Raw genomic sequence first — 12,551 nt, forward strand, 5'->3', positions numbered from 1 at the left:
CGGAATTGTACTCCGTACCCGCACAAAAAATCGCCTGGGGGCTTGTCGTCCCCAGACCCATAAAAGGCCTGTCATCCAAATGATCGGATTACCCGGCGTGTCCGCGCCGTTTCAATCCAAGTAATCCCAATAGACCACTGCCCATCAGCCAGATAGCGCCCTGAATGGGTACGGCGGACATCACTGCCCATGCGCAGAATAGTTGGTCCTTACCGAAGACGTCTTGGCGCCCATCATAGGTAACGAAGGTCCATCCCGTGGCTGCGACCATTCCATACTCCGGCCCCAACCAGTACCCAGAGGTTTGCTCATTAGTAAAGCTTTCTGTGTTTGGAATCTCGCCGACTCTACCGCCCAGTTCGCTGTAGAACAGTTGGCCAAATTGGCCACCACTTTGGTGGTATCCAAATTTCGGATTAGCGCCCGCCGATGGTAAGGCCCATTGATTGGAGCCGGCATAGTTGATGGTATTCAGATAGGAGACGAAGGCTTGGGCTCCAAACCAGCTGACTAGGCCATTGACACCGAAGTCGACTGTGCTCAGGGTATGAGTGCCACTGTCAGATGGGGTGTCATAAAAATTTGGTGTGTCAGTGATTACTGGACTAGCGGCAGTGATGGCGTTGACTATATTGTTGTAGCCTTGGCTGGTAATCAGACTACCGAGTAGATTGGCATCGGCGGTCCAGGTAATGTTGCTGACGCTACTGTATACCAAGCTTTGATCGGCTGAAGTGTATGGCGTCAAGATAGCCTCTGAAGTGAGGCTGGTTAAGCTTAGTAGCAGGCCGGTGGTGGCCAGCAAGGGTGAGTTGATTCGCATATCTATTCTCCGTATTTGTGAGTTTAAGAATTTTGCCAACGGTCAAGCGCCCTAGGATGTTGCGTTAGCATTTTGCCTTGGTCCAGCAGTGAACGCCAATCGCTCGGAACTTGGCGATTGGAGGCCTTCAGTAAGTAATATGCGCTGAACACAGCGAAGCGCATCGATCTCGAACCATGCGCCTCCTATTCTCGACAGGTCGTCGGACACCTTGGTTGTGCGGGCAACTTGGTTGGCCCCAAAAGCAGGATTGCGATTAGTCGGGTATGGCAATGGCAGTGGCATTCATCTAATGCAGTTTTCTTAACTCGTTCGAATTTGCCGAGTAGTCTTAGTTGTCGCGGCTCAAAACATTTTCCAAACCTTTTTGGATCGAGGTTTTGGCTTCGAATCCGAGTGCTAATTTTGCGCGGCTAGCTGAGTATTCGGGGCCACCCAGCAGCACCGAACCGTAAACTTGATTGGCAGAATAAGACTTCCAGCGTGGTCGCATTGCGTTACCGGAGAGATTGCGGCTAAACCAGCGTAATTCCTGAGCCAAATGCACAGCTGATATAGGTAAAGGCACACATTTTGCTGTATGGTGGGTGATGGCTGCATAGGCAGAAGCTAGCGCTCGCAAGTCGGTCGGAGGGCCAGCAATATTTAGCGTGTTTGAGCTGATGTTGGGGCAGGTACCGGCTTGGACGATAGCTTCAATCAGATCATCGACGTAGACCAACGAGAATGGTCGCGGCGAACGACCTGCCAAGAACAGGAGTTTACCGCTAAGCATCGACACCAGCATGCTAGTAAAGCCGCTATCGCCTGGACCGTAGACCTGGCTAGGCCTAAGGATCACGGTACTAAGGTCGTTCGTGGCGGCGTTGGCTATTTCCAGTTCTGCCGCAGCTTTACTTTGGCCGTAACTGTCTCCGCCGCCTATTGGACTGTCCTCGTCAATTACTGCGTTGAGTGGCGGTGCATAGGCGCAAACCGAGCTAAGGAAAACCAGTCGTTTAACACCGTTCTCGATGCACGACTTTAGCAACAATCGGGTGCCGTGGTAATTAACGCGCCATTGTTCTGCCTGTCCTCCTTTGCCTGGAACGATTGCTGCTAAATGATAGACAACCGAAACATTGCGGGTTGCGTCGGCCAAACTGTGTTCATTTAAAATATCGCCAGATACGAAGCGGACGGATGGCGTGACTAGATTAGGATGCTGTCGGCTTAGTGCGGTGACAGTATGGCCGTGTTCGATGAGAGAACGGACCAAATGCCTGCCTAAAAATCCTGTGGCGCCGGTAACTAGCGATGACTGTTCGACATTATTCAGGCTTAATGTTAAGGCGCTAGCCATTGGCTCTTACTGCGTTCAATAACGCGTAAGCCGCCCCCTTCGGGTACTTTAGAATCAAGCGGGCGTTATAGGCGAGTTCACTAAGCGATGTCAGAGACCTGAGCGCAAAAATGATCAACCGTTTGCGTAGATAGGTCCGGTAAATCGCCTGAATGACATCGGGATCGAAATCGCCTGTTTTAACTTGGTTGTACGCAGTTTCTATGCTGCCATTGTGCAGGCCATGTGCAGCGATCTCATCGTAAACATCGGTGCCTGGGATCGGAATTAGGGGTTGTAACATTGGCACGACGCCGAACCGCCAATAACGCTCAAGTGCATAGGCAACGGTGGCTTTAATATCGCTTAAGGTTTCGCCTGGAAAGCCAATGATGTAAAAAGCATGTAGTCTTAAACCGACTTCCTGACAATAATGCATCATTTCATCAACCTTTTTTAGATCTAGGCGTTTGCGTACAACGTCATCCACAACGCGCTGGACACCCGACTCGATCGCTACGGTAAGAAACTGGCAGCCGGATTCTTTTGCACGACGGATGCGTTGTAGCGTCCAGGCATCGCCTCTAACGCCGTTTGGAGTGTCCCATTTGATACGCGGCTCAAAGGTCAGCATGAAGTCGATAATCTGGTCGTAGCGTTCTGTATCGTGTACGAGATTGTCGTCTTCGAAATGAATGAAATCGACACCGTAATCGTCTACTAAATGCTGGATATGTCTGCGGGAATAGGCAGGAGAATGGGCGCGAAATTTATAACCCATCGTGGTTTGAATCGAACAAAACACGCATTTATGCGGGCAGCCCCGGCTGGTCAACATGCTGATAGGGCGCTTGCCCCATTCACGAAACCGCGGAGATAGACCGCGCCTCGCCAGCGCGAAGTAACTTTCCATATCGACCAGGTCGTATGCCGGTAAGGGCAGCGCATCCAGTGGGTCAGCAAAACTGACCGGTGCTCTCGGGTTGGTACGCAACAGGTCCAGGTCGGCACGGTCTGCCACAACACCTTGTATTTTTGGATGGTTTTCGCCGCTCTGTAAGGCTATGAGGAGTTGGCTAAGGCGTTCTTCGCCCTCGCCTATGACCACAAAATCGATGCTCGGTCGGGACAGAGCCTCCAGTGGAAAGACCGATACGTGAGGCCCTCCCATGATGATAATTGCGTTTGGTGCTATTCGCTTTGCCAGATCGGCAAAATGGTAGGCGCGATCAATCTGGCTGCTAAACATATTAGAGATGCCGATGATATCCGGATTGGCCGAGCGAATTTGAGTTTCGATTTGTTCGTCGGTATCACCGAAAATCCAATCCTCGTCTTCGTGCCGGAATGCGGCACTCAGGCGAGCGTCGTAGATTTGGACCGATCCGCGCCATGCGCTTTGCCTGACGTAGGCGGCGAGGGATAGTACGCCAAGAGGGGGGCTCACTGCAGGTCTAGCTTTCATGCCATCAAGACGAACGACTTGATTGGGTACGCATAGCAGCAGTTTCATTTTTTTCGGCCCGAAAGATAAGTGTCGTAGGCGGAGAGTTTTATGATGCAATCACCAGCGCATCATCCGGGCGGCGTCTGTTTTGGCAAGCGTTACTGAATCGCCGGAGAGTAATTGTGTGGCACGGCGAAAGCGCTTGTACAATCCTCGAAGTCCTTGGCCTTGTGCCAGACGCAGTAAATAACGTGCTTGCCGCCGCAACCACTGCGGCTTAATGACTTTGCGTCGTAGCCAGCGGGTATGTGCGGCGGTGGTGAAGTGCTCCAAGAATGAACCAGAGATATCTTGATAAGTGATTACGCTCATATTGCTACCATCGTATTCTTCCCACTTTACTGGCCGAATTCGATTTTCCGCGAGCAGTTGATTGTGGAAGTCCGTGCCAGGGCAGGGTGTAGCCATGCTGAATTGCACCGAATCAATATCCAATTCACAAGCATACTCAAAAGTATTGATCATCGATGCCATCGTTTCACCAGTCAGGCCAAACACAACCGTCATATGTGTTTTGATGCCCAGTTTTCCGGCTTTATCGATAAGGGCTTGTAAACGTTGCACTTTGAGTGGTTTTTTTATCGCGCTCAACACCTCGGGATTAGCGCTGTCCAGGCCAAATTTCAAGCCGACGCAGCCCGCGTCCGCCATGCATTCCAACAGTTCTTCGTTAAGCGCGATCGCGTCGCCCATTGCTGACCAAGCGATCGTTAGGTTGCGTTGCTTTATCTCTGCGCAAAGCTGGCGGACATGTTGTTTATTGGAGGTGAAGTTGTCGTCGTCGAAGTATATTTCCTTGACACCGAATTTTTCGACCAGCAACCACATCTCGTCGACCACCCGGCTTGCACTGAAGTAGCGTTGTGGCTCGCCTCTGTAAAGAATTTGTACCCAGGCGCAAAAGTCGCAACGATACGGACAGCCGCGGCTGGTGTGCATGTAGGCTGTTGGCGAATGCTGAAACATGCCGTCGTAGTATGCGCTAATCGAAGGCTCCGCATTTCGAGGAAATAGATGGCGCGCGGGTGGCGGTAGTTGGTCTAGAGGGTAAATAAGTGCTGCCGGCGGATTGAGACGAGATTGACTATTTTCCATCCGATACGCCAATCCCGCTATAGCCTCTAATGGCTTATCCGCGCTTAGGGCTTGTATCAGTGCCAGGCAGATTAGTTCGTATTCGCCAGCCAGGACGAAATCGATGTGTGGGTATTGGTCGAGAATGTCGGTTGCGAACACACTGACGTGAGCACCGGCCAGAATGATTTTTGCTCCGGTGGCGGATTTCAGGGCGAGCGAGAACCTTATTACATCGTCGATGACAGCGGTATTTGGCTCCAGAAGAATAATGGCAGGATTGACTGCGCGCGCATCGCGCAAAAACACATCTTCGGTAAGATTCAAAGGTACTCCGTCGATCACATCAACCTTGAAACCGTCGCGTTCTAGTAAGGCGGCGCAGTAGGCTAAGAAAAATGGAAAGGTGGTGTAACGTGGTTTATCTTTAGGGCGTTTTAGCAGCGTCAGTGGAAACCGCATGCCGGAACCTAGCAGGTAACGCTCTAAACCGTTGCTTAGTGGGCGGCGAAACGCTGGATTGGCAATCAGTATGTTCATCGCTATACCTCATTGTTCGGTAAAAAACCGATTCTTAAACAGATGTCCGGCAAACTCGATTGCTCCTGGGTATATTCTGGATCGATAATGGGGTTCGTGTAGGAATCGGTGCATCCATTCAATACCGAGTTTTGATACCCATGCCGGCGCGCGTGCCTTGTGGCCGGCGTAGACTGCTAATGTACCTCCGCCGATATGCCAGCATAGCGCCCTTTGGCAAACGTCCCGAGCATTCAGCAGAATTTGTTCGGATTTGGGGGTGCCGGCCCCTACTAGAACCGCGTCTATATCAGCATGTTGTGCCAATATGGCCCGATATTCTTCGGACTTCATAAAGCCGTGGTAGGCTGCGACAATGTGCCAGGAACCATTTCGGCTATTAATGTTGTCTGCTGCCAATTGCGCCTGGGTCGGTGTGCCACCAATAAGCACGGCGTTTACTCTGGGTTCTGGCCAAGCTAAAGCGCGATCAAACAAAGCTGTCGCGACGACCCGCGGCGGTGTTTGCGCAAAAAGATAGCGAAATGCCAAAGTAATTCCAACACCGTCCAGGCAAACGAGATCACATACTTGGATAAAAGAACGGACGTAAGCGTCGCGTTCTACATAATTGTAAACATGAGGATTTAAAAACCCTACCAACATGTATCGCCTAGCTGGGTTAATCATGAACTGGCGAAGGTAGTTATCCAAGTAGGACAAACTTCCGGTATTTATGACTAGCTGACCGAAGTTGTAGGGGCGCTCAGGCATTGACGTCTTGAGGCGTATTATCTTCTATCGGGCGGCGTATTTGTAGTTCTGCGATCTTCAGATAGTGGTTTAGGATACGTGTCAGTCCCGCTTGTAAATTGATATTGGGTCGCCACCCCGTATCGTCAATGGCTTTGGTGATAATGGGTATCTTGTCGAAGGCCTCGATATAGTGCTTGCCATAAAGGCTCACTGGGTCCACGTATCTTATTTCGGAGTTCGATGCGCATAATTCTTTGATTAGACCTGCCAGTTTGTCGATTGGAATGACATTGTCAGGGTGGCCGAGGTTATAAATATTATTTATCTTACCCTTGGCCTGTACTTGGATGATGCCATCGACAAGGTCGGATACATGACAAAAAGATCGGATTTGTTGACCATTTCCGAATACTTGCAGATCACGTCCCGCCAATGCCGCCTCAAAAAATTTGGGGATGACGAAACCGATGTTTGAGCTTTGCCATTCCCCCATGGCGTTAAATGGGCGTACGATCTTTAGCTGGAAATCCCCTTCCATCGCTAGATTTAACAAGACATGCTCTGCGGTTAATTTCGCCAATGCGTATTCCATCCTGGCACCGCGTTTGCAGGGCACAATCTGCTCAACAGACTCTAATTGCTGACCATTTTTACCATAAACTTCTGACGACGAGACGTACAAGAGGCGGGCTTTGGAATAAGTAGCTATTTTGGCGACTTTTTCGGCAAGACCCAGAATGCTGCCAGCAATCCTGCCGCTTTTTCCTAAAATGCCCAGGGAGCCCACGGGACTAGCGAGATGGTAAATTTCGTCAAATTGACCCAGGTCGTCTGGAAGGGATTCAACGTCCTGAATGTGGAGTTTTAGATGGCCTAACAGGTCTGAATAATTGAGTTTGGTGGAACTGATGTTATCGACGACGGTAATCTCGCTGGCCGGCTCTAACACTAATAAGCGATTGCAAAGGTGATATCCGATAAACCCAAGGCCTCCCGTCACCAGAATTTGCTTTGCCATGGTTAAACACCCCGCTTCAGTGGCTTCTTGTGAACTGCGACGCTATGAAAATCTCCGTTGCTTAGGAAAAAGTGGCGGAGTCCGAACAGGTAGCGTCACAATAGAATAATGGCTAGTCTGGTAAACAATATCATTGTCCCGGTTCGTCAGCAATACCTTTGCCCAAATTGGGTAATGACAACGGGCGAGTAAGTTTCGATATGCCGATGGGCTAGGTTCTCCGAACAGTTACCGTTTGCGATTTGCTTGACTATGCGGCCGGATGGTAAGCAAATTGAGTGCGTCTTGGGTTTAGCGAAAATCTACGAGCCGTTTAACCCGAAATGCTTCGGCGTAAGGTTTACAGATTTGTGCGCCACGCAGACTCGCAATTGCTTGCAGGGTTTCAGGCGATCGATGTCCGCGAACCTGCGAAGAATAAAGGGCATAAGCCGTCAGTTTTTGCTCGATTTGTATTTCGCGGAAGTAGCTTGGCTCATTTGATTTGGAATGTAGCCAGACTAGACTATCCGGCTGTTCGAAAATCAGTACATTTTGTACGAACCAGTTGGTATCGTGTGGTCGGGTTGCTACGATTCCTGCATCGTAGACTGCTCTGTGGTCCTGGTTATAAGAGGGTTCAGGAATCAGTACCCTATTTGGCTTTATCTGATTGATGGCCAATTCCATGGCTGGTATCAGATCCTGCATTCTGTAGTGATTTACGGGATTGTCGAGCACGTTCCATTGGAAGTTGAGCATGGTGGCTGCGCGTTCCAGTTCCTGAATGCGTTCGATTCGAGACACATAAGGCCGGTCTTCCGCGCCGAAATGCAGTACAAAACAGTCGGGGCCTAAAAATGAAAAGCAGCCGAGTACCTCGTCATCAATGTGGGGGGAAAATATCAGGGTGTTGTATTGTGTTGGCATTTTGGCATTTTATTCTAAGCGCCCTGAAAATTACATGCTCATAAAAAAGCTAGACAGCTTAAGTTTTATCGGTATTCGCCCGACTCGTCCTCTACGTGTTTTAGTGGTCCAGAACCATTGCAGAGGGTTTGGTGGGGACGATGTAGTGGTAGCCAACGAGTCCTCATTGCTTATGACTCAGGGACATGAAGTTTCCATCTGGGCTTTAAGAAACGGCGATTTGAATGGCTGGCAGGATAATCTCGCGGTCGCATTAAATGCGGTGTACAACCATAGAGCTAAAGCGGAGCTTAATCAACGTATTCGCGAATTTCGCCCCGACGTGATGCACTGCCATAACTTGTTTCCGCGTATTACTCCAGCAGCCTATGACGCAGCGCGCGAGGCAAACGTGCCAGTGGTTCAGACCCTACACGATTTTCGTACATTTTGTTGTGTAGGAGCATTTTTACATAGGAACGGACTGCCATGCGAACTTTGTGTCAATGGCTCTTCGTATTGGGGGGCCTGGCACCGCTGCTATCGTAAATCCTGGTTCGGCTCAGTGCTGTTCGCTTTCGCGCTCGATACACATCGTCGACACCAGACTTTGCAGAGGCAAATTCAATGTTTTATTGCGCCGTCGGAAGCCGCGAAACGCCGGTTTGTCGCGGCTGGCCTGCCTGGCGAGAGGATTCGTGTTAAACCTAATTTTATCAGTGATCCCGGTTATACCTTGCGAGCTGATCGCAAAGGGGGGGTGTTTGTCGGTCGTCTTAGTCAGGAAAAGGGTCTCATGACCTTGATGGAGGCTTGGCGTGGGATCAACTATCCGCTTATTTTAGTGGGGGACGGCCCCTTGATGGCGGATCTAAGAAGATGGTCCAATCATTGGATGACGTGGGGGGGGCATCAGCCAAATTCAGAAGTAGGGGGGTTCATGCGAAATGCTGAGTTTCTGGTGATGCCGTCACTATGGATCGAAGGGTTTCCGATGGTGATTGCGGAAGCATTTGCTCATGGTTTGCCGGTGATCGCCAGCCGACTGGGTGCCATGGCTGAAATTATTGAAGATGGCGTCACCGGTTTGCTTTTTAATCCGGGTGATTCCCAAGACTTAGCAGCCAAGGTCAGTTGGGCAGTTGCTAACCCTGAGCGAATGTTGCAAATGGGTATTGCCGCACGTCGTGTCTATGAGTTGAAGTATACCGCGCAGGAGAATTACCATCAGCTAATGCAAATATACCGTGATGCTCTTGCGGTTATCTAAAGCGTAACGCTTTTCCGGCTAAGAGCGTTTCAGACTGGCAATAATGCCCTCGGCATATTGATTCGCCATGCTTTCGATAGAATACTGCCGTGAACTTGCCAAGGCACCGCTACTCAGGCGGCGAAGTGTGGATGGTGATTTCAGCAAAGAAATAACGGCATTGGCGTAGGCTCGAGAATCGTTGGCTACCAATAGTCCGTTCACGCCGTCGCACAGATATTCGATTTCCGGGCTGTGAATGGGAATGTTGGTGGTGATTAGTGGTAAACCGGCGGCGAATGCATCCAGAATTGCCAGTCCAACTAAGCCGGGACAAAGGAAAACTTCGGCCAAGCGGAAGCATAAGGCCTTTTCCATGGTAAAGCAGGGGCCAAGGTAGTGAATTCTATGATCACTCGCATCGGCTTGTGAGACCAAGTCTCGTCTTATGCCATCGCCCAATACCAGCAAATGAAAGTCCGGACAGTCTGCCTGGATTAATTTCACCGCCTCGAGCAGAAAGTCCAAACGCTTGTCATCATATAATCCGCCGCAGAATAGGCCGATCGGAACGCCGTTGGGAATGCCGAGTAGAGTAGCGAAATTGCTGAGTTCGGTCGCACCTATCGCCGTTAGCATCTCGCGAAAACCGGATACATCCACGCTATTGTTTAGCACGGTAATTTGCGCGCTAGGTATCCCGTCAAGCAAAAGGTAGTTTCGGGTGCCGGAGGTGTAAGCGAACCACCAATTTCCTGTCTTCATCAGTTGTTGTCGGATTCGCTCTTTGAACGATCCGGTATTGGCTCGTGAACTTGGCCACCACACCCAAAAAGCCAAATTGCGGCGTCCCCATAATCCTGCCAGAGCAATGAGATAATTCAGAATATGACCGTTAGCGTTGAGGACAATTACTCGGTCAGCGGATAGCATTTGCCAGAATATCGGCTGGTAAAGCAATTTACCACCGAAAAACCAATAGTTTTTGACTTTTAGGCCAATCGATTTAGGCAAATCGATTAAGTCGCGTTTGGCAGCCTGCTCAACGTTCGGTGTGCCGTAGGCTACTTGCAGTTCGATGCCAACTTGTTGCAAACGTTGATAAATTAATTCGTAAAGTCTCACGCGATAGTGTGGTACCACGGGTTGAACGATCAGAACGCGAGGGCGCGTATGGTCGGTTTTCGATTTCGTGAGATGGTGGCGACTACTTGTAGACATGTCATGTTACCACGAAAATCAGCCCAAGATTTAAACCCAGCATGGCAGAGGAGGGCAATCGCTGTTTTGTAAATTTGCCTCGTTTAGTTGATGGGCGTCACTTGACCGATTTTAGAGGTGGATAACTGGTCGGCGAATCCCGCTCTTTCCGCCCGAATCGTAAACACCATCACCAACTCTTCATCCTGTTGCAAGGTCAGCGGCGTCGGCAGGCCATCCGAGCCGGGTTGCTTGCCGATGATCGGCTCGATGCAGACATACTCGGCTTTTTTGTCGCTCCAAATGCCAAACGCTAATGCCAGGTCCGCCGACAATGGCGAGATGTCGCAAGCCATTGTGACCACGTAATTGGCTGTGCTTAACTGGATCGGTGCCGCTGGCGAGTTGGCGTGATGTACTCTCAAGCTATCGTGCGGGAGCGTTGCAACTTCGATCTGCGTATCCGCAATCTCGATAAAACTGTTGGGCGAAATCGAAAAATAGGGGTGAAAGCCGGGGCGAACCAAGGCGGTTTCCGACATCGCGCGAATGCGGGTGCTGACGGTCAGGGTTTTGCTGTTTGCTTCCGTCTGCTCCTGCCAATCGGTGATTACTGCGACGCTGCCCCAGTTAGTTTCGTCAGGCGCGGTGAGGTTTTTTTGGTGCGGTAGATCAGTCTCGCAAGGCGTTATGCGGTATTCGCCGTGTTTAAGCGCGAAAGGTGGCGATAATTCTTCAAAATTAGGTATGCACAGATACACACCGCCGCGCGAACCGCCGTCGGCTTTATCGTGTAAGGGTTGGATAATATGAATGTCGTCTAACTGCCAATTGACTAGTGTGCCTGTGTCGGTGAATTTCATGAGGGAAAATGTATCCTGTGCTGGAATGGTTTTACGGTATTGGGTATGGCGATATTTGAGTGAGTTTTTAGGGCGCGCGATGTGGCATAAGTTGCCAGTCTGCGGTCATGGGTCTCAAAAATAAGTGCCTTGAGGGCTATTGTAAACAACGGGGCAGGGAATATGGGGATTTCAGGTTGGCTTGATGATGTTTCTGTAAACGGGCGCTGCTGATAGACTCAGGATTGTCGAATTTTCGACTGTAATAAAATCAAACGGTAACCTCGTTTTATCCAGGTCGAGACGATGCAAACAACCGACATTTTTTCCTTGAAAAGCCACGTCGGCGAATATCAAGATTGGCCATTACAGACTCAATTGCTGATAAATGGCTTGCCGAGCTCGTCTTATGTGCCCGGCTATCGGCTTTTGCATCAATTTCAAACTCCCGCGCATGAATACCTGTTAATTTGCGATTGGGATTGCCCCTTTGAAGAAGCCACAGAGATAATCTTGCTGGATAGCCAGTTCAACGTGCTGGCGGTGCGTTCGTTTGGCGTGCCCTACGGCTCTTTCTGGCTGGACGAGGTGTGGGTGTTGGATGATGCCAACCTCAAGCTTAGGTTTTTTCGAGATGAGGATTGGCAAGTGACTATCACGCCGCAAAACGTCCCTTGCCTGCATTTTTCAAGCAGAAGTTGGCTACCGGTGTTTCGATCGCGGATACAGTTAAAACGGCTTTAAGCGGATAGATCGACCGGATGCGGTCTGCCGCTCGGGTTTGTGCGGCTATGCAGCCCTAGGTAGGAATTTTCCGAACCAACCGATGTAATTGCAAATGTAGCTGGTAAGCTTGTCCTGAGAATCGAAACGGGAGTATGCCCGGCGGAAAATAGCCGATCAGGGAAAGTATGACGGCGCGCCAGGGAGTTTTAACGCATGGCAAGGATGAGCGGCTATGCGTTACAATGCGGGCATAAGTTCCAAGGAGGCAACACAGCATGAATGCGACCCCTTTCGATACGCTGCCTACGCGCAGTTGATTTAATTGCCGCCAGTTGCCGGCCCGTTTTTCTCTTCAATCCTAACCTGCGAGCACACCATGCCAGAAAATATTTCCAATAATGCCCTAATCCTCGCCCTGTTATCTCTGAACGGCGAGATCGCTATTCAAAAAGACTACCTGGAATCCGATGAAATTCCGGAAGACGAGGTAGCCGATGAGGAAGAAGTGCTGGACGATTTGGAGCAGGCTTTCATGGAGTTTGTGGACGTTTACAAAGCGCGTGCCCACGCCGATAAAACCTTGCCTAGCCTGGAAGAATTGTTGGCCGGCGAAGAAGGCTAATAATCT

At 50.2% G+C, this 12,551-nt stretch carries 12 protein-coding genes; 3 read left to right on the plus strand and 9 right to left on the minus strand.

The genetic code is table 11. The features are described from left to right. Window positions 1-88: 88 nt before the first annotated feature. The 7 genes from JWZ98_RS02440 to JWZ98_RS02470 form a co-directional block, all read right to left on the minus strand. A complete protein-coding gene (locus tag JWZ98_RS02440; RefSeq protein WP_205453029.1) occupies window positions 89-823 on the minus strand; it encodes a hypothetical protein in 735 nt (244 codons plus the stop codon). A 331-nt stretch (window positions 824-1,154) separates the two neighbouring features. Further along, window positions 1,155-2,165, minus strand: coding sequence for an NAD-dependent epimerase/dehydratase family protein (locus JWZ98_RS02445; RefSeq protein WP_205453030.1), 1,011 nt, complete (start codon window positions 2,163-2,165; stop codon window positions 1,155-1,157). Further along, on the minus strand, window positions 2,158-3,591 hold the full coding sequence (locus JWZ98_RS02450) for a radical SAM protein (RefSeq protein ID WP_205453031.1): 1,434 nt from the start codon (window positions 3,589-3,591) through the stop codon (window positions 2,158-2,160). The genes JWZ98_RS02445 and JWZ98_RS02450 overlap by 8 nt, the downstream gene beginning before the upstream one ends. Before the next feature lie 117 nt (window positions 3,592-3,708). Then, window positions 3,709-5,265: a radical SAM protein gene (locus JWZ98_RS02455; RefSeq protein ID WP_205453033.1), complete on the minus strand. Its 1,557-nt coding sequence runs from the start codon at window positions 5,263-5,265 to the stop codon at window positions 3,709-3,711. A gap of 9 nt (window positions 5,266-5,274) precedes the next feature. Beyond that, window positions 5,275-6,018: a WecB/TagA/CpsF family glycosyltransferase gene (locus tag JWZ98_RS02460; protein ID WP_205453035.1), complete on the minus strand. Its 744-nt coding sequence runs from the start codon at window positions 6,016-6,018 to the stop codon at window positions 5,275-5,277. Further along, a complete protein-coding gene (locus JWZ98_RS02465) occupies window positions 6,011-7,018 on the minus strand; it encodes an NAD-dependent epimerase/dehydratase family protein (RefSeq protein ID WP_205453037.1) in 1,008 nt (335 codons plus the stop codon). The genes JWZ98_RS02460 and JWZ98_RS02465 overlap by 8 nt, the downstream gene beginning before the upstream one ends. A gap of 291 nt (window positions 7,019-7,309) precedes the next feature. Continuing rightward, window positions 7,310-7,927 carry a PIG-L family deacetylase gene (locus JWZ98_RS02470; protein ID WP_205453039.1) on the minus strand — a complete coding sequence of 206 codons (618 nt, stop codon included), beginning with the start codon at window positions 7,925-7,927 and terminating at the stop codon, window positions 7,310-7,312. A gap of 34 nt (window positions 7,928-7,961) precedes the next feature. Between JWZ98_RS02470 and JWZ98_RS02475 the strand changes: the two genes are divergently transcribed. After that, a complete protein-coding gene (locus JWZ98_RS02475) occupies window positions 7,962-9,176 on the plus strand; it encodes a glycosyltransferase family 4 protein (RefSeq protein WP_205453041.1) in 1,215 nt (404 codons plus the stop codon). A gap of 18 nt (window positions 9,177-9,194) precedes the next feature. Here the strand turns inward: JWZ98_RS02475 and JWZ98_RS02480 are convergent, their stop codons facing one another. Together JWZ98_RS02480 and JWZ98_RS02485 are read right to left on the minus strand one after the other, a co-directional pair. Then, window positions 9,195-10,280: a glycosyltransferase family 4 protein gene (locus JWZ98_RS02480; RefSeq protein WP_205453042.1), complete on the minus strand. Its 1,086-nt coding sequence runs from the start codon at window positions 10,278-10,280 to the stop codon at window positions 9,195-9,197. 179 nt (window positions 10,281-10,459) lie between these two features. Then, window positions 10,460-11,218, minus strand: a complete 759-nt coding sequence (locus tag JWZ98_RS02485; protein ID WP_205453043.1) for a hypothetical protein — start codon at window positions 11,216-11,218, stop codon at window positions 10,460-10,462. 285 nt (window positions 11,219-11,503) lie between these two features. Here JWZ98_RS02485 and JWZ98_RS02490 point away from each other — a divergent pair, with 285 nt between their 5' ends. Together JWZ98_RS02490 and JWZ98_RS02495 are read left to right on the plus strand one after the other, a co-directional pair. Then, window positions 11,504-11,941 carry a hypothetical protein gene (locus tag JWZ98_RS02490; RefSeq protein ID WP_205453044.1) on the plus strand — a complete coding sequence of 146 codons (438 nt, stop codon included), beginning with the start codon at window positions 11,504-11,506 and terminating at the stop codon, window positions 11,939-11,941. 358 nt (window positions 11,942-12,299) lie between these two features. Next, window positions 12,300-12,545: a hypothetical protein gene (locus JWZ98_RS02495; RefSeq protein WP_033155885.1), complete on the plus strand. Its 246-nt coding sequence runs from the start codon at window positions 12,300-12,302 to the stop codon at window positions 12,543-12,545. Window positions 12,546-12,551 lie beyond the last annotated feature (6 nt).

Origin of the sequence: Methylomonas sp. EFPC1 (genome assembly GCF_016925515.1) — a bacterium.
GTDB classification, from domain to species: domain Bacteria; phylum Pseudomonadota; class Gammaproteobacteria; order Methylococcales; family Methylomonadaceae; genus Methylomonas; species Methylomonas defluvii.